The organism is Xenorhabdus sp. TS4, assembly GCF_014467265.1.
GTDB classification, from domain to species: domain Bacteria; phylum Pseudomonadota; class Gammaproteobacteria; order Enterobacterales; family Enterobacteriaceae; genus Xenorhabdus; species Xenorhabdus ehlersii.
In genome coordinates, this window is the sequence record NZ_NKHQ01000074.1 from 26342 (window position 1) to 50484 (window position 24143).

A 24143-nucleotide genomic window follows, 5' to 3' on the forward strand; every position below is an offset into this window, starting at 1 on the left:
GTACCCGCATCTAAAATTAACACTTTTACAACAAAAAATATCGACATAGAGTATTTATTTTAGTTAATTTAATTTTGTAATGTTACTATCAAGTATGTATTTAGCATAAAAATTCGCCAAATAACCTATAGCTAGTTCATTTTCACGAAAAAACAGTTATCGGCAGTATTTATTTTATTTTCAGATGGACGCAACAAATTAAAACCAAATAATTACAAAGGAGAAATGAAAATGTTACATAACAACTCTTCACAAACTTCCTCAGTAATTTGTAATAACAACTCTCTCTCTTCTCCTACCTATCCTCTTAGTTCTCCCCAGCAAGCCATCTGGTTTGATCAGGCTATTCATCCCCATTCTTCTAACTACAACCTCAGCATTTTTATCTGCATTGAAGGAGAATTGAAGGAAACATTATTTGCCCGTGCCTTTGAATCTGTTGTTGATTGTCATGACACTCTGCGTTTGCAGTTTATCAACACCCACGCTTTACCCAGCCAAAAAGTTGTTCACTCTCTCCCTATCACCCTGGATATACAGGATTTTTCATCCCGTCCAGATGCTGAAACCAGAGTAAAACAATACATGGATGCCGAGTTCATGCGCCCATTTCACCTGAGTGAGACCCTGTGGCGCACCACATTATTGCGAGTCAGCGATACCTGTCGGTACTGGCAATTTTGCTGTCATCATTTGGTCATTGATGGCACAGGGATGTTCCTACTCATCAACAAGGTTATTGATGCCTATAACCGCCTGATGAAAGGAGAAACCCTGAACAACTCCGCTCACTCTTATCTGGATTTTATTACGGATAACCTCGATTATCTTGCTTCCGAACACTACTCACACGACAGGCAATTTTGGTTGAAACGCTATGAAAACCTGCCTCCTCCCTTGCTCCAGCCTGTCAATGGCAATAACACGACAAACCATAAACAAACCAAACCCGCTGCTCCTCAGCCTGTCATTTGGTCAATCGATCAGGCTCTTTTTAAACGTATCGAGAAAGTGGCTGGCGGACAGGGATTACCCTTCCTGCATTTCATGTATGCCATCCTGACCTGCTATTTCACCCGAACAACAGGTGTCAATGAAATTGTCATTGGTGTTCCCGTGCACAACCGCAAAAATACGCGACAAAAGTCCACGATGGGAATGTTCGCATCCGTGCTCCCTATTGGTATCACCCTTTCACCGGAAGATACGTTTCGTGATGTCATGCGCAAAGCCGCAACTGAAATGAGTCTTTGCCATGAGCATCAACATTTTCCCATCGCAGAACTCAACCGACAAATACACTCGCGGCAACAAAGCGGAAATGCGCGATTATTTGACGTGACTTTATCTCTCGAACCGTTTAAAGCCAATTTGCATATGGAAGGAGAAAACGTCAACGTCAAACAGTTAGAGCTACATTCTGGTATTCCCTATCCTCTTTGTATCAGAATGAAGCAATACATAAATACCGCCTGTCCTGAAGATACTCATTCCCCGATTTCCATTGAATTCTATTTTTCTCCTGATTATCTGAGTATCACAGAAGTTATGGCGCTCCGCTCCCGTCTTACTGTCCTGCTTGACGCCGCTCTCACTTCTCTGGAGATGCCCTCTCTTACGCAGACAAAAATAGTCAATCTGCCAATCCTGCCCGATATTGAACGCCAACAGGTATTGATGGATTTCAATACCACCCAAGCCGAGTTCCCGCAAGATACTCTGATTCATCAACTGTTCGAAGCACAAGTACGGCGCACACCAGATGCCATTGCCGTGGTCTTTGAAGAGCAATCACTGAGCTACGATGAATTGAACAAACGCGCCAACCGTCTGGCGTATCATCTGATTGCTCTCGGCGTGCGTCCTGATGATCGGGTGGCAATTTGTATTGAGCGTAGTCTGGAAATGGTGGTCGGTTTATTAGCTATTCTCAAGGCCGGTGGCGCTTTCGTTCCCCTTGATCCGACTTATCCAACCACGCGGCTGGCATATATGCTCAATGACTCAGCCCCCGTGGCGCTGGTTACTCAAACAACGATGACAAAAATAGGGAACCGTCACCTGCCAACCATTCTGCTGGATATTCCAGACTATTCTGTTTTGAATGAAAAATCGGAAGAAAACCCAGAGATCCAAGCATTGGGGCTGACCTCCCGTCATCTGGCTTATGTTATCTATACTTCCGGCTCCACCGGACAGCCCAAAGGGGTCATGATAGAACATCGCAGTTTGTGTAACTTGATTACCACCCAGCAAGACATGCTAGCCATCACTCCAAACAATCGGATCTTGCAATTTGCCTCAAACAGTTTCGATGCCTGTATTTGGGAATGCTGCATGGCGCTATTGGCAGGTGCTCGCCTTTACCTTGCCAGGCGGGAGAGCCTGCTGCCGGGAACAACCTTGTCTCACTATTTAGAGACTCACGCCATTACTCACACCCTCTTGTCCCCCACTGCTCTGGCAAGCATGGACACACTTCCGGCAACCCTGCAAACCTTATTGGTGGGAGGGGAAGCATGTCCACCTACGCTGACCAAACGCTGGGCACAAGGACGGCAGATGATCAATGCATATGGCCCGACAGAATCCACAGTGTGTGCTACTCTTTGCCGATGTGAAAGTCAGGAAGACAATGCCCCACCGATTGGTCGTCCCATCGCCAATACCCAGATCTATATCCTTGACATGCACGGTCAACCCGTCCCGCGAGGAGTCGTGGGAGAAATTCATATCGCTGGGGTCGGTGTTGCCCGCGGTTACCTGAACCGTCCCGAACTCACTGCCGAACGCTTCCTTGCCGATCCGTTTTCCCAGAATCCAAATGCTCGTATGTACAAAACCGGCGATCTGGGACGTTGGCTGCCCGATGGCAACATTGAATATCTCGGCCGTAATGATTTCCAAATCAAACTGCGTGGTTTCCGCATTGAGCTAGGAGAGATCGAAGCAAGGCTACGGCAATGCCACGGCATACGTGAAGCCGTGGTACTGCCCTGTGAAAACAGTCCCGCATCAAAACAGCTGGTCGCCTACTTGCTACCGAAGACAGATACTGAACTGGAACCAATGGCATTACGGCAACAACTCGCACAACACCTTGCAGAATACATGATACCCAGTGCCTTCGTAACACTCGACGCTTTCCCACTCACACCTAATGGCAAACTTGACCGTCAGGCTCTTCCCAAACCCGATCATACGGCAATCGTCACACGCAGTTACCAAGCCCCCAGAGGAGAAACAGAAACCATCTTGAGTCAAATTTGGCAAATGTTGCTCGGAGTGAAATATGTCAGCCGCTGCGATCACTTTTTCGAGCTTGGCGGGCACTCGCTGATAGCCGTTAGCCTGATCGAACAACTACGTGAATTGGGCTGGTCTATTGACATTCAGGTTATATTCACTAAACCCGTATTGAAAGAGATGGCAAAAACGCTACTGTCGGTTCAAAAAAATACCGTTCAAGGAAATACAGAGCAAGAAAAGACAACGGTATTCACTGTACCGCCCAATCTCATCCCTGAAGGCTGTACTGCCATTACCCCAGATATGTTGACGCTAGTTTCCCTATCCCAACACGAGATTAATGCCATCGCCGCAACTCTTCCTGGTGGTGCAGCCAATATCCAAGATATCTACCCTCTCGCACCGCTACAGGAAGGTATTTTGTTCCATCATCTGTTGCAGAAACAGGGCGATACTTATCTGTTACGCAATTTACTTGCCTTCGACACCCGCGAACGGCTCGATACCTTTCTGGCAACCTTACAACAGGTTATTAACCGTCACGATATTTTGCACACTTCAATCTGCTGGCAGGGATTGGCACAACCAGTGCAAGTCGTCTGGCGACAGGCATCTTTGACCGTTAATACATTCTTACCCAATGGCGAACAGGATATCTCCTCCCAATTACTGGCGCACACCAATCCCCACCAGTACCGTCTTGATGTGAGTCAGGCACCACTATTTTCCGCTGACATAGCCTATGACCCGCATCTGGATGAGTGGTTACTGGTTTTGTGCATCCATCATTTAATCTGTGATCATGTCACACTGGAACGTATCATTGATGAAATTGATGCATTATTACCTGACCATACCAAGAATAGTTATCTTGACAACCGTCATACTGAAAAATTACCCCCAACATTGCCTTATCGTAACTTTGTCGCTCAATCCCTGTATTTGCCGACTTCAGATCATGAAGCCTATTTCCGTCAGGTACTCTCTGATATCGATGCACCAACAGCGCCTTTCGGGATACTGGATATTCACAGTGAGGATAAGCAGATATCAGAGGCTAAACAGCCACTGGATGTGACATTGTCCAAGGCCATCCGCACACAAGCCCGACGTCAGGGGGTCAGTCCCAGTATATTGTTTCATGTTGCTTTAGCACTGGTGCTGGCAAAAACCAGTGGGCGCGACGATGTCGTCTTCGGTACGGTATTGCTGGGACGTATGCAGGGCAGTACCGGCATTGATCACGTTATGGGGCTGCTTATCAATACCCTGCCCATTCGGATCAGGCTTACAGATAATAGCGCACAGGCAACCGTTCAAGAGACCTACCTCAATTTGATGAAGTTGCTGGAACACGAACAAGCAACGCTGACGCTGGCTCAACATTGCAGTAACGTGATCCCTCCTTTGCCACTCTTTAATACACTACTCAATTATCGTCATAGCCAGGCGGATACCACTTTTGCTAAATGGGAAAGTGTGCGTCTGCTGATGCAAGAAGAGAGAGTCAATTATCCTATCGGTTTGTTTGTTGATGATTGGGGTGATGGGTTTAGTTTAGTTGCCCAAACCGTATCGGGCATCGATCCAATTCGTCTGATCGGCTATATGACTACTGCCCTGACGGGGCTGACCGAAGCGCTAGAAACCTCACCCCACCAGCCAATTTTGACTATTTCGATTTTACCCGTTGTGGAGCGCCAACAACTGCTGGTGGATTTCAATGCGCTCCAATCTTCTCAAGACGCTATATTCTCCCAAAATACAGCCACTGACCTCCCACAAGACACGTTTATTCACCAACTGTTTGAAAAGCAAGTACAGCAAAACCCCGATGCAATTGCTGTCATCTTTGAAGAGCAATCGTTGAGTTATGTTGAATTGAACCGTCAAGCCAATTGCTTAGCGCATTATCTGATTACCTTAGGTATCCGCCCTGATGATCGGGTGGCAATTTGTTCTGAACGCAGTCCGGCCATGATGGTGGGATTACTCGCTATCCTTAAGGCCGGCGGTGCCTATGTCCCGCTTGATCCAGGCTATCCAGCCGAGCGACTGGCTTATATACTTGAAGATGCAGCTCCCGTTGCCTTGCTCACCCAGACTTTATTCACCCAAACAACGTTAATCAATCGACTGCCCAACGTACCCATTGTGGATCTCAATAATCTTGCATTCTTTACAGCAAACATGCCAATCAACAACCCAGATCCCAAAGTGCTTGGCCTCACCTCACGCCATCTGGCTTATGTGATTTATACCTCTGGTTCAACAGGCTTGCCCAAAGGGGTAATGAATGAACATCGTGGTGTCGTGAATGGTCTGCTTTGGTCACAAAAGGCTTATCAACTAACCCCGCAGGATCGGGTCTTACAGAAAACACCTTTTAGTTTTGATGTTTCCGTTTGGGAGCTATTCCCACCCCTGATGTTTGGAGCACAATTAATTTTGGCTCGCCCCGATGGTCATAAAGATCCACACTATTTACTGTCTGAGATAGAAAAACGCCAGATTACTATTATCTATTTCGTGCCTGCCATGCTACAGCAATTTGTCCATGCCATTTCTGCCGGATGTTGCCCTTCTTTACGCCATATTTTATGCAGTGGTGAAGAGTTTCCTTATGTCTTGCAGCAGAAATGTCTGTCCCATTTTGCGCACTGTCAGTTACATAACCTATATGGCCCAACTGAAGCTGCAATTCATGTCACCGCTTGGCAATGCGTGCCTGACCGTTATATCGGACGAGTACCGATTGGGAAACCCATAGCCAATATTCAAATTTATCTGCTTGATAGTCACAAAAAACCCGTGCCACTCGGTGTTACAGGGGAGCTTTACATTGGCGGAATCGGGGTTGCCCGCGGTTATCTGAACCTTCCAGAACTAACCGCAGCACGCTTCCTTGCTGATCCTTTTTCTTCAGATCCTGATGCCCACCTATATAAAAGTGGCGATCTGGCTCGTTGGTTGCCTGACGGTAATATTGAATACCTTGGTCGTAATGATTTTCAGGTCAAGATCCGTGGTTTCCGTATCGAACTCGGCGAAATTGAGACGACATTAGCGCAATGTCGCGGTGTGCGAGAAGCGGTTGTGATTGTCCGAGAAGATACACCGAATGAAAAGCGCCTGGTTGCTTATCTGCTCGCCGAACCCAATACGATATTGATACCAGCAGAACTACGCCAGCAACTGGCACAACACCTCGCTGAGTATATGCTACCCAGTGCCTTTGTGACGCTTGAAACCTTTCCATTAACACCCAATGGCAAACTCAACCGTCAGGCACTGCCAGTGCCAGATCAAACAGCACTCGCGACCCGCAATTATGCAGCGCCCATCGGAAACATAGAAACAACGTTGGCCAAGATTTGGCAAGAATTGCTGACATTGGAACAAGTTGGTCGTCATGATCATTTCTTTGAACTCGGCGGGCATTCCTTACTCGCCATTCAGCTTGCCACACGCATACGCCAGAAACTGACGCGAGAATTGCATTTGCAGCAACTCTTTTCCCATCCTGTCCTGGCGGATTTAGCTACCTTGCTCATCGACACGCCTATGACAACCCAAGTCGTTATTCCCGCTACCAATCGCAATCAACCACTGCCACTCTCCTTCTCCCAACAACGCTTGTGGTTCCTTGCTCAACTCAATACCAAAGCCAATCTGGCCTATAATATCCCGATAATCCTGCATCTTAACGGGTATCTCGATCATGCTGCACTTACAGCTGCGCTTGATCATCTCGTCAGCCGACATGAAAGTTTGCGCACCCGTTTTATCCTGATTGATGAACAGCCTTACCAACACATCGATAGTGCAGATACGGCTTTTTCTCTGACCTATCGGGATCTGCGCAAATTAGACAAAACTTCCCACATGGCCCGTATTAACGAATTCGCGGAACTTGAAACACAAACCCCATTCGATTTCGCTAATGAGTCAATGATTCGAGGTCAATTATTACAACTGTCTGATGAAGAACATGTGCTGATCCTTACCCAGCATCACATCATCACCGATGGCTGGTCAGTAGGAATATTGCTCCGCGAGCTGAGTGCCCTCTACCGTATTGCACAAGGGAAATGTAGCGATCCTTTACCCCACCTTCCCATCCAGTATGCGGACTATGCCGTCTGGCAACAGAAATGGCTGCAAGGTGAGGTTCTCACTGCACAACGGGATTTCTGGCAGAAACAACTGGAAAACGCACCAACATTACTGGCTCTCCCTATTGATTACCCACGTCCGCCAGAACAAAGTTATACAGGCGCTCATGTGCCCGTTCACCTGAATGCTGATTTATTGTCGGCTCTCAAAGCGCTCGGACAACGGCAGGATGCAACATTATTTATGACTTTGCTTACAGCCTGGAGCATCGTGCTTGCCCGTTTGAGCGGACAAGATGATATTGTCATTGGCACTCCTGTTGCCAACCGTTCATTAAGTGAACTTGAGGGTTTGATCGGCTTTTTTGTCAACACCTTACCTTTACGCATCAAACTGGAACAGTGCAACTCGGTGGCAAATCTGCTTACTTATGTTCGTGAACAGACGCTGGCAGCTTATGCACATCAAGACCTGCCTTTTGAACAATTGGTGGAAGCCCTAAAACCTGAACGCAGCTTGGGTTACAATCCGATTTTTCAGGTTATGCTGGCCCTGAACAATACGCCCACTCAATCCCTTGAATTACCCGATTTATCAGTCTCGTTGATGGCGCCGCCCCACCACAGCGCGTACTTCGACCTGACACTGTCACTGACCGAAAGCCAGAGTGGTCTCAGTGGCTATCTGGAATATGCATCAAGTCTATTCGACCGGACGACAGTTGAACGCATGGTAAGTTATCTCACCAATGTACTGACTGCCATGACAACCGATGAAACACAGGCTATTGCTCGCCTGCCGATGTTGCCCGTTACAGAACGCCAGCAATTATTGGTTGATTTCAATGCCCCTCAAGCTGACTTTCCGCATAATACGTTGATTCACCAATTGTTCGAAGCTCAGGTACAACGCACACCAAATGCTACGGCGGTGATCTTTGAAGAACAATCCTTGAATTATGACGAACTGAACTGCCGAGCCAACCAACTGGCACATAGTTTGATTGCTTTTGGTGTACGCCCTGATGACCGCGTAGCAATTCAGGTTGAACGGGGTTTGGATATGATCGTTGGTCTATTCGGGATCTTAAAAGCAGGTGCCGGTTATATCCCGCTTGATCCAGAATATCCTGCCGAACGGCTGATTTATCAGTTATCAGACTGCAATCCTGCCATATTGCTGACCCAGAAACATTTACACACACGCTTACCAATACAAGATATTCCAATCTGGTTGCTGGACGATGAAATTCATCAAGATAACCTGCAAAAACAGCCTAAATATAATCCTGACAGCAGGCAAACAGGCGTTCAGCCGCATCATTTGGCCTATATCATCTACACCTCAGGTTCAACCGGAAACCCCAAAGGCGTCATGCTGGAACATCGCAATGTTGTCAGCCTTATCCATGCTCATTGCCAGATCAGTGAACCTGCCTTGGGGGATCGTATTCTGCAATTTGTGACCTTCGCATTTGATATTTCAGTGTCAGATATTTTTCCTACTCTGGCATCGGGTGCCACGCTGGTTCTGCGCCCACCTCATATCAAAATACCGAATAGCACGTTTGTTGATTTTTTACGTGAACAGAAAGTGACAATCATTAATATACCGACTGCTTTCTGGCACCATTGGGCGCAAGAAATGAAGGCTAGACGTGTCGGTTTCAGCCCCTATATACGCACCGTTATTGTTGGGGGAGATAAAGTGGAACACCGCTATTTAATGGATTGGCTGTCGTACCCGGAAACCCAATCCTGCCGCTGGTTTAACGCTTATGGCCCGACAGAAATTACCATCACGGCTACGGCTATGCTGATAGATAAAGCAATGGTGATAGATAACAAACATATTCCGTCCATCACCAATAATATTCCGATTGGCCGGCCACTGTCCAATACACGTATCTATATTTTGGACTCACTTGGTCAACCGGTTCCTATCGGCGTGAGTGGCGAAATCTATATCGGCGGAATGGGGGTCGCCCGTGGTTATTCCAACCAACCAGAGCTGACAGCAGAGAAATTTGTTGTCGATCCCTTTAGCGAACATTCCAACGCTCGCATGTATAAGACCGGAGATTTGGCTCGCTGGCGATCTGACGGCAATATCGAGTATCTTGGCCGCAATGATTTTCAGGTCAAGCTACGCGGCTTCCGTATCGAACTGGGAGAAATCGAAACCAGATTGATGCAATGCCCCGGCGTGCGTGAGGCTATCGTGCTTGCCCGTGAAGATAAACTGGGTGATAAGCGCCTGATTGCTTATCTGATCGCCGAACCGAATATGAAACTGGGACCGACAGAACTGCGTCAGCAACTGGCACAACATCTCGCCGACTATATGCTGCCCAGCGCATTTGTGATACTAGATGCTTTTCCGTTGGCGCCTAATGGCAAGATTAACCGCCAGGCACTACCGATGCCAGATCAAACATCCATTGCAACCCATACTTATGAAGAGCCGCTCGGTGAAATGGAAATTGCCCTGGCTGAGATTTGGCAAGCATTATTAGGGCTGGAAAAGGTTGGGCGTTATGATCATTTCTTTGAACTCGGTGGTCATTCCCTGATGGTTGTCAACCTGATTGAGCGGCTACGTAACCGAGGTTGGCACCTTGATGTTCGTACTGTATTTTCCACACCAACACTGGCGAAAATGGCGAAAATAATGCAGGTAATTCAAGATGATGAATCCTCGTTTACCGCTCCGCCCAATCTCATCCCCGATGGTTGCTCCACCATTACTCCCGATATGCTGCCGCTGGTTTCTCTGACACAGCACGAGATTAAGACTATCGCTGATACCGTTCCTAATGATGCCAACAATATTCAGGATATCTACCCACTTGCGCCATTACAGGAAGGTATGCTGTTCCATCATCTGCTACAAACACAAGGAGATGTTTATCTGTTGCACCTCTTGCTTGCTTTCAACACCCGCGAGCGTCTTGATGCTTTTCTGGCTGCTTTACAACAGGTTATTAATCGTCACGATATTCTACGCACTGCCATCTGCTGGCAGGGTTTAACACAGCCAGTACAAGTTGTTTGGCGCCAGGCACCTCTGTGTATCAAAACCTTTGTGCCAGATAACGATAAGGACGTTCCGTCTCAATTGTTGGCACAGACAGATCCATACCAACACCGCCTCGATATCAGCCAGGCTCCGCTATTCTCTGCTGATATCACGCATGATCCGAATCAGGGCGAGTGGTTGTTAGCGTTGTGTTGCCACCATATCCTCAATGACCATATATCGCTGAATATCATCATTGCTGAAATCAATGAACTCCTGCATCATCGTACTGAAAAATTACCGTCTATCTTACCGTACCGCCATTTTATCGCCCAATCCCTGCGTGTGCCGATGCCAGATCACGAAGCCTATTTCCGGAAAATACTCGCTGATGTGGATACACCAACTACGCCTTTCGGCATATTAGATGTTCACAGTGGGAACAGACCTGTCACTGAGATCATCAAGCCACTTAATGCAACACTAACCCGTGCTATTCGCAAACAGGCACGCCGTCAAGGAGTTAGTCCCGGAGTCTTGTTTCATGTCGCCTTGGCACAAGTTCTGGCAAAAATAAGTGGGCGAGATGATGTCATCTTCGGCACAGTCTTGTCAGGACGTATGCAAGGAAGTGCCGATATTGAGCGAATTCTGGGACTGTTTATCAACACCCTGCCCGTGCGGATCACGCTTGCGGGGAACAGCACACAAGAAACTGTGCAAGCAGCTTACCGCAATTTGACGCAGTTACTTGAACATGAACAGGCACCACTGGCGCTAGCTCAACGTTGCAGCGGTGTAGCACATCCTCTGCCGCTTTTTAATACACTCCTTAATTATCGCCATAGCCAACCAAATGTTGCCAATACCCTATGGGAAGGTATACGTCTGGTAACAGGACGAGAAAGAACTAACTATCCCATCTATCTGGCTGTAGATGATTTGGGGAAAGGTTTCCTGCTGACAGCTCAAGCTATACCAGGAATCGATCCGGCACGCCTGATTGCTGATATGACAACTGCTTTAGCGGATCTGGTAAAAACATTGGAAACCGAGCCCCAAAAACCCATCATGAACATTGCTACCCTGTCTGCCACAGAACGCCAGCAGCTACTGACCGATTTCAACGCTATTCAGGCTGACTTACCGCAAGACACACCAATATCAGGCCAATCTACTATTGGGACAATTTCCGGTTACGAAGCGCCTCTCGGTGATGTGGAAACTGCTCTGGCTGAGATTTGGCAAAAATTGCTGAAACGGGAACGAGTCGGTCGTTATGATAATTTCTTTGCATTGGGAGGTCATTCATTGATAGCAATACAATTGTTGGCTCGTATGCATGAACAAGACATGGCAATTCCATTAGCGACCTTGTTCACTCATCCTACACTATGTGAACTGGCCAGGGTTATAAACTCAAATCGCTCAACTGTAGCAAATAGCCCAAACTGATACCATTAGCCAAAATAAAATTAAGTGGTTCCACAGCCTGTGGAGCCACCTTCGACAAACAATGCCGGATAAATAATATTTCCTCTGAACCGTACCTTTCAGAAAACGCCTTTAATTAAAATTAGGTTGCCCATTAGATGCGTTTACCCCGCCATCTATCGGTAAGTTCACCCCATTAATGAAACTAGCATCTTCGCTAGCCAAAAATGCAATAGCTGCTGCCACTTCAAAAGGTTGACCCGCTCTTTTTAGCGGAATACGACTATCGAAATGCGCAAGGGTTTCATCATCAAAACGAGCCACCATTGGCGTCAATACTAAACTTGGGCAAACAGCATTGACACGAACTCCTTGTGAACCATGATCCAGCGCCATCGCACGGGTTAAATTCACGACAGCACCTTTTGCTGCGCAATAATGAGCGCCTCCCCAATCTCCCCCCAAGCCAGATACCGAGGCATTATTGACAATACATCCTTTACTTTTTAGCAAATAAGGTAAAGCAGAATAGCTACAATTGAGTACACCATTGAGATTCGTAGCCAGTACTGCATTACCGTCTTCTTGTGAAGTACTCAATAAATCACCAACCACATACAAACCTGCGTTGTTCACCAAAATATCTATTCGGCCAAAATGCCTGACTGTTTCATCAACCATATTTTTAGCCGATTCTCGGTCCGCAACATCTGTCTGAATCACTAACGCTTTGCCCGAAGGCAATTCACTCAATACACGATTAAGCTTCTCTGTATCGCGCCCAGCTAACACCACAATGGCTCCTTCTTGTGAGAAACGCTTTGCTGTAGCCTCGCCAATGCCACTACCTGCGCCAGTAATAATGACAACTTTATCTTCAAATCGAATCATTTTATTACCCTCATTGATATATTTTCAAAGCTTACCGTGTAATATCAAATATCATTAACAAATGGGTTCTATTTTTAAGGACAGGAACAAAATCTCATTACACAATTCTTTATGGTCAGGTGATACCAAATATTTTTATAACTGAGATTGGTTCTCGACCCCTAAATGGAGAATCAAGCAATACCATTGACCTCATTTCTTCTTAGAATTTATATATCAGTTAGCATGGTGTATTTAAGGTATTGACTTAAGACTGGATATCAATTTATCCAAAATAGATGTTATCTCGTTGCCAGATAGTGCGTTTTAATTTCATAAAAAAACATTCAATCATCATATCTCCCAGAATATTATTTTTTAATTATCTTGCTATGTCTTTTTTTATACTTGGTTAATCATTAAATAGTTGATAACGTGTTGAACAGAGTTTTCCCTCAATAAAATTAGATTAATTAATCACAATGTAAAATATTACTCATCTAATATTGAATATAATGTGCTTATTTACATATCTGACAATTATAGCTAGTTACCAACAATTATTAAGTGTTATAAAATCAAAAATCCAGATGTATATTAACGCCTGTTTTAGGTTAAGAAAAATAAATCAAATTGATTAACCATGTACACTTTACCTTATATAAATAATTTTTTCGCAAGGAGTGCAATACCTAATTAATTCATATAACTCAAGGGGAAAATGATGACATACAAACAGCTTCACTCTCCCGAAACAAAATATCCATCATGGAAATCCAATGATGCTCCATTATTTATCATCCTTGGACAATCTAACAGCTATGGTCATGGCACACAATTGCCGCCAAATAAAAGGATTACTCAAGGTTTAAATAATGTATTCACTCTATCCCTACCAGAGGTCTATAGCACTCACTTTTCCAAAATTCACTGGACAGGATTAACCAGCTTCGGAAGTGCCAATATTGGTGCTCCCATCGGTTTACCTCGCGGCAACCAAGATCATCCTTACAACGCAGCCAACCGCTTTGCTAAATTTTGGCAAGATCATATCAATCAGGGAAATGCACTGTATTTACCGGATCTTTACGTGATTTTAATGGGCTGGGGAGGACAAGGAATGTATCTAGATAATTCCCCTGATAACCGCTGGGCACCAGAGCGTGATGCCAGGGATGTGGAGTCCCTCTATCCCCGTGTCATTAGAACCTTACGCATGGCAATTCATTCATTGCGTAATATGGGCAAAAAAACGCGTATTTTGGCTATTCATTGGAATCAATGGGAAGCAGAAACAGAGAGTTTAGATGCAGCCAAAGCATCAGAGATGAATTTTACCCGCATTATTACAGGTATTAACGATGCTATCGGCTCTCATAATATTCCGTGGCGGTTATATTACCCACTTTCAGTCGCTTTTGATCCCATCAATACCAGCTATGTGAATGAAGCAATTAAAGATGTTATTGCCGCTGCACCTAAATATCGTACTTTAATTGATGCAAGGAATTCGCCAAATTACACTGGCATTGCTTCTGAATATGGCGTCTTCCTACCCGATGAAATGCATTATAATGGCAAAACTCAAACCTGGTTCGCCCAACAAGAATGGGAACGGATTTTGACCGGTTATCGCGGCAATGAAATATAAATAATATGGCGGTTTATGCCGCCATACAAATTAATATATAGTTTGGCTTATTTTATTTAGGCTACTGGTTATTGCATTATTTTAGATATTCGCCGCTACGAAGGGCTTCAATACGCTTATCCAACGGCGGATGAGATAAGAATAACTCACTGAAACTCTTAGCTTTGCCATTAATACAGAATGCCATCATTCTCCCCTCTTCCTGAGGTTCATAACTGGTCTTAAGACGTTGCAATGCTGCAATCATCTTTTCGCGACCAACCAATTTCGCTGATCCTGCATCCGCATGGAATTCACGGTAACGGGAGAACCACATGGTAATAATACTTGCCAGAATACCAAATACGATCTCCAACACCATGGAAATCACCATGTAAACAATTGGATTACCATTACTGCTGCTTTCACTTTCATCATCGTTGCTGGAAAGGAAACTTGCAGCAGCTTGTGCAATGATACGTGAAATAAAGATAACGAATGTATTCACAATACCCTGCAACAATGTCATCGTCACCATATCACCATTAGCAATATGGCTAATTTCATGTGCAATGACGGCTTCAGCTTCATCACGGCTCATATTGTTCAGTAACCCTGTACTAACAGCAACCAGAGAAGCATTACGGCGTGCCCCTGTAGCAAATGCGTTAATATCCAAGGCATCATAAATAGCCACTTGTGGCATAGTAATTCCAACTTGATCCGCCTGACGACGTACAGTTTCCATCAACCAGGCTTCAGTTTCATTGGAAGGTTTTTCAATAACCTGACCACCAACAGAGCGCAGAGCCATCCATTTCGACATTAACAAAGAAATGAATGCACCACCAAAACCAAACAAACCAGCCATAATCATGAGGCCAGCAACACTGCTCCGCTGAACTCCTGTAAGTGAAAGTATTATTCCAAACACCACCATGACAGCAAGGTTTGTGAGAAGGAATAAGGCGATTCTCATCATATAAATTTGCTTCCTTTAATTATCAAACAGTTCAACTAAGAGTTAAACTATAAGGTGGGGACTAACCCCATATTATTCAAGTTTTTTAAGACGTTAAGCGATAGAAACAACATAACTTTACAATATGATAAAAAAGGCCGACTAACAAGCCGACCTTTTATCTATAACGAATTTTAAAACTACCTCGTTACAGCCATTTCAGCAGGCTGATGCGCCAAATCCAGGGCAATTTTTACAGATTCATCTAAGTAAGGATCCGGCCCTTTATAATCTTTTGGTAAATCATCAAGCGATTTGAGCGGTTTTTTACCTTCCCGTTTAAAGCGTTCATTAAGACGATTCAATTTGTTTGTTTCGTATTCCTTGTTTTCTTTCTCTCTTTGAGCATAGTTCAAGGAGTAAACGCCGTTACGTTCTTTGATGACTTTATAGTAAGCAATATCCTGTTTGATATATTTAAACTCAGGATCATTAGCAATCCGTTGATTATACAGCTTAGTCAGTAGTGGGGTTAACTCTGAAATCACTTTCAAGGAAGTATAATGCGCAGGCTGAATGCTGTCCCAAGGTAACGCATTATCCTCTTGACTTTCCCCTATTTCAGACGGTTCTTTTCCTGTCGGCATAATGATATCAGGCGTTACCCCCTTAAGCTGGGTGCTACCACCATTTATCCGATAGAATTTCTGGATCGTGTATTGCACAGAGCCAATTTCAGGCCATTCAGGTCGTAGCATTTGATCATAAATACGATTCAAAGGGCGATATTGCTGAACGGTACCTTTACCGAAAGAAGACTCTCCCACAATTAATCCACGTCCATAATCTTGCATCGCAGCCGCAAAAATTTCAGATGCAGAAGCACTTCTATTGTCAATCAGAACAACCAGAGGCCCTTTATAGTATCTTGCCTCATCTGTATCTGCCTCCACTTTAACTCTACCGGTATTGTCCCGAATCTGGACAACGGGACCAGTAGGAATAAATAAGCCAGATAACGATACCGCTTCTGTTAGCGCTCCACCACCATTGCCACGCAAATCAATAACAACCGAGACAACCTTCTGTTTAGTGAGTTTCTGTAACTGCACTTTTACATCGTTAGTCAAGCCGACATAGAAACTTGGTATATCCAAAACACCAACCTTCTCTTTCCCTACCGTTTTCACCGACATCTTGACAGCATTATCTTCAAGGCGGATATTCTCGCGGGTTAAGGTAACAATGTGGTTTTTTGCCCCTTTTGTACTTGGAGTGATTTCAAGGCGGACTTTACTCCCCTTCGGCCCTTTAATAAGAGCAACAACATCTTCCAAACGCCATCCAACAACATCGACAATTGGCTTGCCTACTTGCCCAACACCAATGATTTTATCTCCAACTTTCAATAAATTGCTTTTGGCCGCCGGACCGCCTGCAAGCAATGAACGAATGGCAATATACTCATCATCATATTGTAAAGCAGCGCCGATGCCCTCAAGAGATAAGCTCATCTCTGAATTAAACTGTTCTGTATCACGAGGAGAGAGATAACTGGTATGCGGATCTATTTCACGGGCAAAAGCCATCATAATGCTTTGAAAAACATCCTCACTCTTGGTTTGTGTGAGGCGTTTTAATAACGTCCGATAGCGCTTAGTCAGAGTTTCTTTAATTTCTTTATCATCTTTTTTGCCGGATAACTTGAGGTTTATCCAATCAAATTTGATTTTGGCATCCCAAAGCCTATCCAACTCTTCAATACTCTTTGGCCATGGTGCTTTGATACGGTCGGTTTCAATGGTGTCATGACCGTTTAAGTCAACGGGTTGTTCTAAACGGGAGAGCACATATTGATAACGTTCAAAGCGGCGCTTTTGCATAAGATTAAATAGATCATAAGGAAATTTTAGATCGCCATTTTCAAGCTCTTTTCCTAATTCTCCCTTTTGAGACGCGAATGGGACGATATCAGATGCCAAAAAAACATTGTGTCCATAATCCAGTTGATTCAGGTAACGATCAAAAATTTTTCCTGAAAAATCTGCATCCAGATAAAACTGGCGATAATGAGAACGAAGAAAGCGGGAAACAATCCGCTTACTTACTGTGAGATGCTGTGGTTCCGGTTTTAAATCTGGCAGTTGGCTCAGGCTGATAACAGCCGTATTGTGATCATTAATGACATTGGCGTTAGTAGCGTGGCTACCATTCGCGACATTGTCATTAATAGTATCTGCATAACCTATACTAGAAAATGATAGACCTAAAACGAAAGCCAATGTAATGAGTTTGTTCATGCCCAAGTTGGCCTCCGTATCAGAACTTTAAGTGTTCTGCGCGTACAATCATTGCTAAACCAGTAGGTAACTGCACTCTGACACCATCTTTTGCAATTTCAAGCACAGATGCATCCATTAAACTTTTTCCTACGTTTATTTTGATAGTCTGACCGACTTTCAAAGAGGATACGTCAGTGACTGAGTTTAACTCAGGTTGTGCAATTTTTTTTATGGTTTTATCTGCTGGTTTACGCGATTGTTGCGGGCGGTTTTGCGAACGCACCGGACGTTTTTCACCCTCACCTGATCTCTTTTGACGGTGAGGAGCCGGCTTTTTATTCACAGGGCGTTCATTTTTCTTGTCAGATACGTTTTCAGTTTCACGTTTCTTGGCACGCTGTTCAGATCGTTGAGCCTGTACCCGTGCTTTCGCTTCTGCCAGTTGCTGACGCGCATGTTCAATATGTTCAATTTCCAGCTCGCCACACATGTTTCCGTCAAGGTCAACACGCTGGGCTCCTTCTTTTACACCATAGAGATAACGCCAACTGGAGGTATACAAGCGCAAAGCAGAACGGAGCTGTGTTTTACTCAAACACTCCTCATCCTGAATACGTTCAACGATGTCCTGGAAGATCCCAATCTTCAAAGGACGTGCTTCACCTTCTGCTACAAAGCAAAGCGGGAAGCGCTCAGCCAAGAAAGCAATGACTTCTTTACTACTGTTCAACTTAGGTTGATTTTCCATGAAATTTCCTGATTACAACGGTTTTGCCAACCAGCGCAGGCATGAACAGGCGACATTATAATAGCGTTGCTGATAAATGCCACGTTATACGTATGTTAAGTTACGTTCTGTTGTAGATATTTTGACACAACACATTGTTCCAAATGACTACAAAGCCTGATAACTAGCGCTTTCAAGCCATTTTCATCATTCTCGTCAAACCGATCAAAAACTGTGCTATCAATATCCAAAACGCCAATAACTTGCCCATTGATTTCTAAAGGAAGTACAATTTCAGCATTACTGGTGGCATCGCAGGCTATATGACCGGGGAAAGCATGCACATCAGAAATACGCTGTATACTCTTATTTGCAACAGCCGTTCCGCATACACCTTTTCCTACAGGAATACGAACGCAAGCGATCTTACCCTGAAATGGCCCTAAAACTAGGGTATCATCATCAACTAAATAAAAGCCAACCCAATTAACAGTATCCAAACGTTCGTATAACAATGCGCTTGTGTTAGCAAGAGAAGCGATAAGATCGTACTCCCCTGATAGCAGTGCCATCAGACTATCTGCTAGCTCTTGATAAAATTCATTCTTATCCATAAGCTCCTACGCAATAGACAATATTTAACAAAATAAAAACAATGATTTTACATAAAATTTTTACCATATTTAACAGACTATTTCTAAGCATAATCTGCCACTATGATTTAAATTTTCTTTCAGAATACCGTCTCTCTTCCTGAATTTAAATTTTCTTTAATTATTTTTACCAGTATTCACTTGTAAAATTTAGGGAGATATCACAGCTTATTTAAAAACTAGCGTGACTTGCACCCAGGATCGTGTCTTGTTACTTTAAGCACAAGCAAAAAAAAGGCCGAGTTCACTCCTCTACTCGGCCTAGGGAAAAATAGCTCTATCAAAGAGCCTTGCGCTAAAAGTTGCCATTGAGACGTAGAACAACTTACGACTTAAAGCGTAGTTGACATACAATGATTTACCAAATTTTAACCATTACCGGTTGGATAGATGGTCACATAAAGCCAATGCCGCTTTCTGGAATGGCTCAACGCTCATTTTTTGATTGGGATGATCGGGATCATTTAAAAGGATTGTCTCTAATGATGATGCAATCACTTTATTGGCTTGCATAAGTTGTGTTGCTCGATCATTCAACGGATACTGCATCAATGTGCTGGGATTTATCACAAACAACGCGCCATTTGCTCGACAATCAAGCATAACCTCTTCGCGAGTAAATGCCCACTGTTTGCCAAACTGTAGCTTGCTAATGGTTTTTATTGGTGCAGCCACTCCCTGAAAAGAGAGAAGCAAAAGAGGCAGAGCCCAAAATAGTCGTTTCATTATTTTTCCCCTGATAGAGACATACCGTGATTTTATCGTTAATTTTCCTGTTTATGTACCCAGATTTGCACCAATCATTCAAGAATCACGCAGGAGGTTGCGTTGCAAAAATCGCTACGCATAGCAATGCGGTTGTACCCAGAATAATTTCCAGCCAGCTATTGATCATCAATTGCTGATAGCACCTTTTCTGTTTTAACTTAGGAACTAAAATATAGCGGTTAATCAAAGCCAAAAGAACCATTCCAATAACCAAAACTATTTTTAACCATAGCATGGATTGGTATTCAGACAGAGCTCGACTGAAAATGGGCCAATCTGGAATGAGAATCACACTACTCACAATTCCTGTCACAATCACCAGAAACACGGCAAAATGCCCATAAAGAGAGAATTTTCTCATGACTATTACGCTATCTGCATATAGGTTAGTCGCATTCGGCGATAAGTTTGTTTCTGCTGACGGCCGTAATCGCAAGAATTGCAGACACACTAAGAATGGCCACAATCCACCAAACCAGTAACCTGCACTGAGTAAATGGATAACCTGATTGGCTTGAAGTAATAGCCCTATGCTTCCTTCATACATAGCTGCATGTCCAATGAAAGCATGGTTTGAGAGTAAAATAATCGAGCAACCTAACAACAGGAAATTTCTGACTTTAATATTGGAAAGGAACAGTCCACCAACAGCAAGTACAGCTATCAATAACTGCCATCTCCATACTTGCCCAAAAGAGGTTCCCAAGACAGCCAGCCAGATATCCAGAGCATAAACATCGTGCCAGCCATCCCCCATTAATCCAGCCTGTACAATAAACCAGATGATTGAGGTTATCAAAGCCAGCACAGTGCTGATTAAGATTCCAACTTTTAACCGTTCTCTCATTAGGATCGAGAAATGCCCAGAAACAAGCATTACGGTGAATAAGCTAAGGCCGAACATCAATATGACGACCACAAAATGAGAGAAACGGCAGAATATGTATAGCGCCTCTAGAGAGATCATTATCTTACGGTAAAGCTATAAACGCCTTTTGTTTTATGACCATCGACAGAGAGTACACTCCAATCAACACTGTATTTTCCCGCAGTAAGTTTGCCTTCAACTGGCAGGATTAACTTGGTTTTGGTTTCAGGATCGAGTTCCAACTTACCTGTTTTCACTACGGCTCTTTCTGGGCCAATCAATTTTACCTTACTGAATCCAAGTTCAATACGTTCTGAGAAGTTCAAGGTGATAGTTTGTGGGGCAGCTTCAACCGTTGTATTTTCTGCGGGAGTCTGATCTTTCAAATGTGCATGGGCCAAAGCCTGCTGACAAGACATGCCGACAAACAGAACCACAAGAGTAGATAATTTGGTCCAGAATGAACGGATGTTAAGAATAAACATATAGATAACCCTTTAATATGTAGATGAATTCTTTATACTTGAAGGGAGATTCTATACCAAAAAATCTGTTTAATCTGCGGTAATTGACGAGTAATGTCCTGACCTGTGAGACACTACGCAAAAATGGGGATAAAAGAAGGAGAACCGTAACCCCGGTTTCACCATGCATGAAAAAACACGCAAAGAAACGGGAGTTACGATGGAAAAACCGATCAAATTGAAAGACGAAGGCTATATCAGGCGTGTGCCGGTACCATAGACAATCCCTTAAGTTCTTTATCCAACAGGAACAGAGCTTTTCCACTTTCGCCCACCATCTCCAGTTTGTCCAGAATGGATTTGAACAGTTTCTCTTCTTCATGCTGTTCAGCAACATACCACTGCAAGAAATTAAAAGTGGAATAGTCTTGTGTCGTCATCGCTACATGGGCAAGTTTATTAATCTCTTCTGTGATCAATTTTTCATGCTCATAAGTCTGATTAAATACATCAGAGATAGACTTGAATTCTACAGGCGGGGCCTGAATAGCGCCCAATACAGGCATTGAACCAGTGTCACCTAAATAATCAAACAAACGTTGCATATGTTGCATCTCTTCCTGTGAATGAGTCTTTAAAAACGCTGCAGCGCCTTCATATCCTTTATCACTGCACCATGCACTCATTTGCAGGTATAAATTCGCAGAATAAAATTCCAGGTTTAATTGCTCATTTAATTTTTTGATCATTTCTTGTTTTAACATCGGCCAACTCTCCTAATAATTCATTAAACTTGGCGTATTATGCCAATTAAAACCACACAATACAAAAAACAAAATAAAAATATATAAGAATTTGATAAATAAGGTTTTATTCACAACAAATAAACAAGAATAAATCTCATTAAATATGAGAAAATAAGAATCAGTTTTGTTTAATTAAATTTTTATTCAAAAAAACATTTTTAATAAAAATGAGAATTGATATTATTTATGTTTATTAGATGTATTTTTACCCTTTTTTAAACAACTTGCTAAACAAAAAAGAGTCTATTAATTTTCTTTTAGAGAAATTAAAAATGAGTTTTCAGAGAGGCCAAAATGGAACATAACTTAGCCAAATTATCTAAAGATGAAATGAATAAGGTCAATGTTGATTTAGCCGCATCCGGTGTTGCTTTTAAAGAACGTTATAACATGCCTGTCATTCCTGACACTGTTGAACAATCACAACCAGCACATCTGCGGGAATATTTCCAACAACGCTTACAGCATTACCGCCAGCAATCAAAATTACTGTCACGCCTGCCTTATGAGCCTAAAAGTCGCTGAAGGAATGATATGAGAAAAGATAACCACCCGCAACGTGGTGGTTATCTTAACTATTTCCAGTAAATCTATTTTCCAACAAATTTGTCAGTTGCCTTGATGAGTTGGTGTAAAATATCGGCTTCATCAAAAGAATGGCCAGCACCTTCCACAATGTGCAATTCAGCTTCCGGCCACGCTTTTGCCAAATCCCACGCATTTTGTATCTGACATGCCATATCATAGCGACCATGGATAATCACAGCAGGGATATGTCTGATCACATCAATATGATCCAGTAATTGCTCGGTTTCATCCATAAAACCATTATTGATAAAGTAATGGTTTTCAATACGTGCAAACGCCAAGGCAAAATTATCTTCTGCAAAAGAAGCTGAACTTGTAGAAGGCAGTAATGTTACCGTTTCTCCTTCCCAGAGACTCCATAAGCGTGCAGCTTCCAACTGTACTTGCAAATCTTCATTGGTCAGCCGTTTGTTATAGGCAGCAATTACATCTTTACGCTCTTCCTCCGACAGGATAGATAATGTACGCTCCCATTTTTCCGGGAAAAAACGAGAAGCGCCTTCTTGATAATACCAATGCAACTCTTGTGGACGAAGCAAGAAAATCCCTCTTAGCACTAATTCTGACACACTATTCGGGTGTTTTTCAGCATAGGCCAAAGACAGTGTTGATCCCCATGAGCCACCAAAAACCAGCCACTTCTCAACACCCATAAGATTACGCAGCCGTTCAAGATCCTCTATCAAATGCCATGTTGTATTATTTTCCAGACTAGCATAGGGCTTAGAACGCCCACAGCCACGCTGATCAAATAACATAATATGATAGCGTTCGGGATCGAATAACTGACGATGATAGTTTGCTATCCCACCACCAGGACCACCATGTATGAATACTGCGGGCTTACCTTTCGGGTTACCGCACAATTCCCAATAAACCTGGTGTCCATCTCCCGTATCCAGATACCCTGTTTGATACGCATCATAAGCGGGATAGAGTTTTCGTTGTTCCGTCATAAAGCCCTCTCACTGTTTAAACAAAACGGGATACTTTCCCAGTATCCCGTACATATTTAAAGAAAAGATGGTGTGACAAGTTATTTACTTTACTTCACTATAACTAATAGTCTCTTTTTGGCAATCAATTATGACGTTGTAACTTTTATCTTTTTTCGTACCTCGGACGATCAGAGGAACCTGCAATGCGTCCTTATCACCAGTAATATCATTGACATTTACCCACGCAATCGGTTTTACAGTACCTAATTGCTTTCTGTCTTCATCCCAGTGATTAATACGATTTTGTAAAAAATCTTGCTTAACCTGTGCCGCTACTTGATCTTTGGTTAAATTTTTACAAGAAATAAACTTCGCCACACGCTCATTATCAGCAGCGGTTGCAGTAAACGAAACAGAAAACAAAACACCTGCACTCAATAAACTAATACGACGAATAAATTGACTTGCCTTCATATTACCTCCTATTACCACCCAAAGAGTATGGATTAAAAGTTGCGATAAATTAACATGTAGTAGAAAGTAATTATGTGAGTTTTGTTAAAAATGCGTTGCGACTAGTTTTCACCGTCTTCAAATAAAACATGGATCTGCTCATGGTTCTGGTGCTTTTCGCGTAATTCCTGAGCAACAATAGCAATGGCTTCTCCGCTGCCCATTCCTTCGGAAATAAGCTGATGGATCCTTTCTACGGCTGCTTGCTGCTCTTCATGGGATAATGCTGGCATACCTGAAAACATCGTTATAACCTCA

Annotated in this window: 15 protein-coding genes; 3 read left to right on the plus strand and 12 right to left on the minus strand. The window is 43.5% G+C overall.

Going from position 1 to position 24143, the window contains the following annotated elements:
• Positions 1-231: 231 nt before the first annotated feature.
• Positions 232-11838 carry a non-ribosomal peptide synthetase gene (locus Xets_RS14340; RefSeq protein ID WP_187651964.1) on the plus strand — a complete coding sequence of 3869 codons (11607 nt, stop codon included), beginning with the start codon at positions 232-234 and terminating at the stop codon, positions 11836-11838.
• Between the two features lie 111 nt (positions 11839-11949).
• On the opposite strand, the gene Xets_RS14345 is transcribed toward Xets_RS14340, so the two are convergent.
• On the minus strand, positions 11950-12708 hold the full coding sequence (locus Xets_RS14345; protein ID WP_208638577.1) for an SDR family NAD(P)-dependent oxidoreductase: 759 nt from the start codon (positions 12706-12708) through the stop codon (positions 11950-11952).
• 700 nt (positions 12709-13408) lie between these two features.
• On the opposite strand from Xets_RS14345, the gene Xets_RS14350 reads away from it, so the two are divergent.
• Positions 13409-14338 (plus strand): hypothetical protein, encoded by a 930-nt coding sequence (locus tag Xets_RS14350; protein WP_244208737.1) that lies wholly within the window; start codon positions 13409-13411, stop codon positions 14336-14338.
• A gap of 76 nt (positions 14339-14414) precedes the next feature.
• On the opposite strand, the gene htpX is transcribed toward Xets_RS14350, so the two are convergent.
• From htpX to ftnA, 8 genes are all read right to left on the minus strand, one after another.
• Entirely contained in the window at positions 14415-15299 is an 885-nt protein-coding gene (gene htpX, locus Xets_RS14355) for a protease HtpX (protein ID WP_099131309.1), read from the minus strand.
• A gap of 179 nt (positions 15300-15478) precedes the next feature.
• Positions 15479-17578, minus strand: coding sequence for a carboxy terminal-processing peptidase (gene prc, locus Xets_RS14360; RefSeq protein ID WP_099131310.1), 2100 nt, complete (start codon positions 17576-17578; stop codon positions 15479-15481).
• A 19-nt stretch (positions 17579-17597) separates the two neighbouring features.
• Positions 17598-18308, minus strand: a complete 711-nt coding sequence (gene proQ / locus Xets_RS14365; protein WP_099131311.1) for an RNA chaperone ProQ — start codon at positions 18306-18308, stop codon at positions 17598-17600.
• A 95-nt stretch (positions 18309-18403) separates the two neighbouring features.
• Complete coding sequence (locus Xets_RS14370) at positions 18404-18901, minus strand: GAF domain-containing protein (RefSeq protein WP_187651965.1); 498 nt, start codon at positions 18899-18901, stop codon at positions 18404-18406.
• A gap of 414 nt (positions 18902-19315) precedes the next feature.
• Entirely contained in the window at positions 19316-19666 is a 351-nt protein-coding gene (locus Xets_RS14375) for a YebY family protein (protein WP_099131313.1), read from the minus strand.
• A gap of 85 nt (positions 19667-19751) precedes the next feature.
• Positions 19752-20675: a copper homeostasis membrane protein CopD gene (copD, locus tag Xets_RS14380; protein ID WP_187651966.1), complete on the minus strand. Its 924-nt coding sequence runs from the start codon at positions 20673-20675 to the stop codon at positions 19752-19754.
• The gene (copC, locus tag Xets_RS14385; RefSeq protein WP_099131315.1) at positions 20675-21061 is read right to left on the minus strand and encodes a copper homeostasis periplasmic binding protein CopC; all 387 of its coding nucleotides are present in this window, start codon (positions 21059-21061) and stop codon (positions 20675-20677) included. Before copC ends, copD begins: the two co-directional genes overlap by 1 nt.
• A 236-nt stretch (positions 21062-21297) precedes the next feature.
• Positions 21298-21804, minus strand: a complete 507-nt coding sequence (gene ftnA / locus Xets_RS14390; RefSeq protein WP_099131316.1) for a non-heme ferritin — start codon at positions 21802-21804, stop codon at positions 21298-21300.
• Positions 21805-22140: 336 nt separating this feature from the next.
• On the opposite strand from ftnA, the gene Xets_RS14395 reads away from it, so the two are divergent.
• Positions 22141-22371, plus strand: coding sequence for a DNA polymerase III subunit theta (locus tag Xets_RS14395; RefSeq protein ID WP_099131317.1), 231 nt, complete (start codon positions 22141-22143; stop codon positions 22369-22371).
• Between the two features lie 65 nt (positions 22372-22436).
• On the opposite strand, the gene pip is transcribed toward Xets_RS14395, so the two are convergent.
• From pip to Xets_RS14410, 3 genes are all read right to left on the minus strand, one after another.
• Positions 22437-23390, minus strand: coding sequence for a prolyl aminopeptidase (gene pip / locus Xets_RS14400; protein ID WP_099131318.1), 954 nt, complete (start codon positions 23388-23390; stop codon positions 22437-22439).
• A gap of 84 nt (positions 23391-23474) precedes the next feature.
• A complete protein-coding gene (gene yebF, locus Xets_RS14405) occupies positions 23475-23846 on the minus strand; it encodes a protein YebF (RefSeq protein ID WP_187651967.1) in 372 nt (123 codons plus the stop codon).
• A gap of 101 nt (positions 23847-23947) precedes the next feature.
• Positions 23948-24130 carry a YoaH family protein gene (locus tag Xets_RS14410; protein ID WP_099131320.1) on the minus strand — a complete coding sequence of 61 codons (183 nt, stop codon included), beginning with the start codon at positions 24128-24130 and terminating at the stop codon, positions 23948-23950.
• Positions 24131-24143: the final 13 nt, after the last annotated feature.

Excerpts from the sequence above, each read along its gene's own strand:
- copC (WP_099131315.1), bottom strand. The coding sequence starts at position 21,061 with ATGTTTATTCTTAACATCCGTTCATTCTGGACCAAATTATCTACTCTT.
- Xets_RS14375 (WP_099131313.1), bottom strand. The coding sequence starts at position 19,666 with ATGAAACGACTATTTTGGGCTCTGCCTCTTTTGCTTCTCTCTTTTCAG.
- Xets_RS14350 (WP_244208737.1), top strand. The coding sequence starts at position 13,409 with ATGATGACATACAAACAGCTTCACTCTCCCGAAACAAAATATCCATCA.
- copD (WP_187651966.1), bottom strand. The coding sequence starts at position 20,675 with ATGATCTCTCTAGAGGCGCTATACATATTCTGCCGTTTCTCTCATTTT.
- Xets_RS14370 (WP_187651965.1), bottom strand. The coding sequence starts at position 18,901 with ATGGATAAGAATGAATTTTATCAAGAGCTAGCAGATAGTCTGATGGCA.
- prc (WP_099131310.1), bottom strand. The coding sequence starts at position 17,578 with ATGAACAAACTCATTACATTGGCTTTCGTTTTAGGTCTATCATTTTCT.
- Xets_RS14345 (WP_208638577.1), bottom strand. The coding sequence starts at position 12,708 with ATGATTCGATTTGAAGATAAAGTTGTCATTATTACTGGCGCAGGTAGT.
- ftnA (WP_099131316.1), bottom strand. The coding sequence starts at position 21,804 with ATGTTAAAACAAGAAATGATCAAAAAATTAAATGAGCAATTAAACCTG.
- yebF (WP_187651967.1), bottom strand. The coding sequence starts at position 23,846 with ATGAAGGCAAGTCAATTTATTCGTCGTATTAGTTTATTGAGTGCAGGT.
- proQ (WP_099131311.1), bottom strand. The coding sequence starts at position 18,308 with ATGGAAAATCAACCTAAGTTGAACAGTAGTAAAGAAGTCATTGCTTTC.
- pip (WP_099131318.1), bottom strand. The coding sequence starts at position 23,390 with ATGACGGAACAACGAAAACTCTATCCCGCTTATGATGCGTATCAAACA.
- Xets_RS14395 (WP_099131317.1), top strand. The coding sequence starts at position 22,141 with ATGGAACATAACTTAGCCAAATTATCTAAAGATGAAATGAATAAGGTC.
- Xets_RS14410 (WP_099131320.1), bottom strand. The coding sequence starts at position 24,130 with ATGTTTTCAGGTATGCCAGCATTATCCCATGAAGAGCAGCAAGCAGCC.
- htpX (WP_099131309.1), bottom strand. The coding sequence starts at position 15,299 with ATGATGAGAATCGCCTTATTCCTTCTCACAAACCTTGCTGTCATGGTG.
- Xets_RS14340 (WP_187651964.1), top strand. The coding sequence starts at position 232 with ATGTTACATAACAACTCTTCACAAACTTCCTCAGTAATTTGTAATAAC.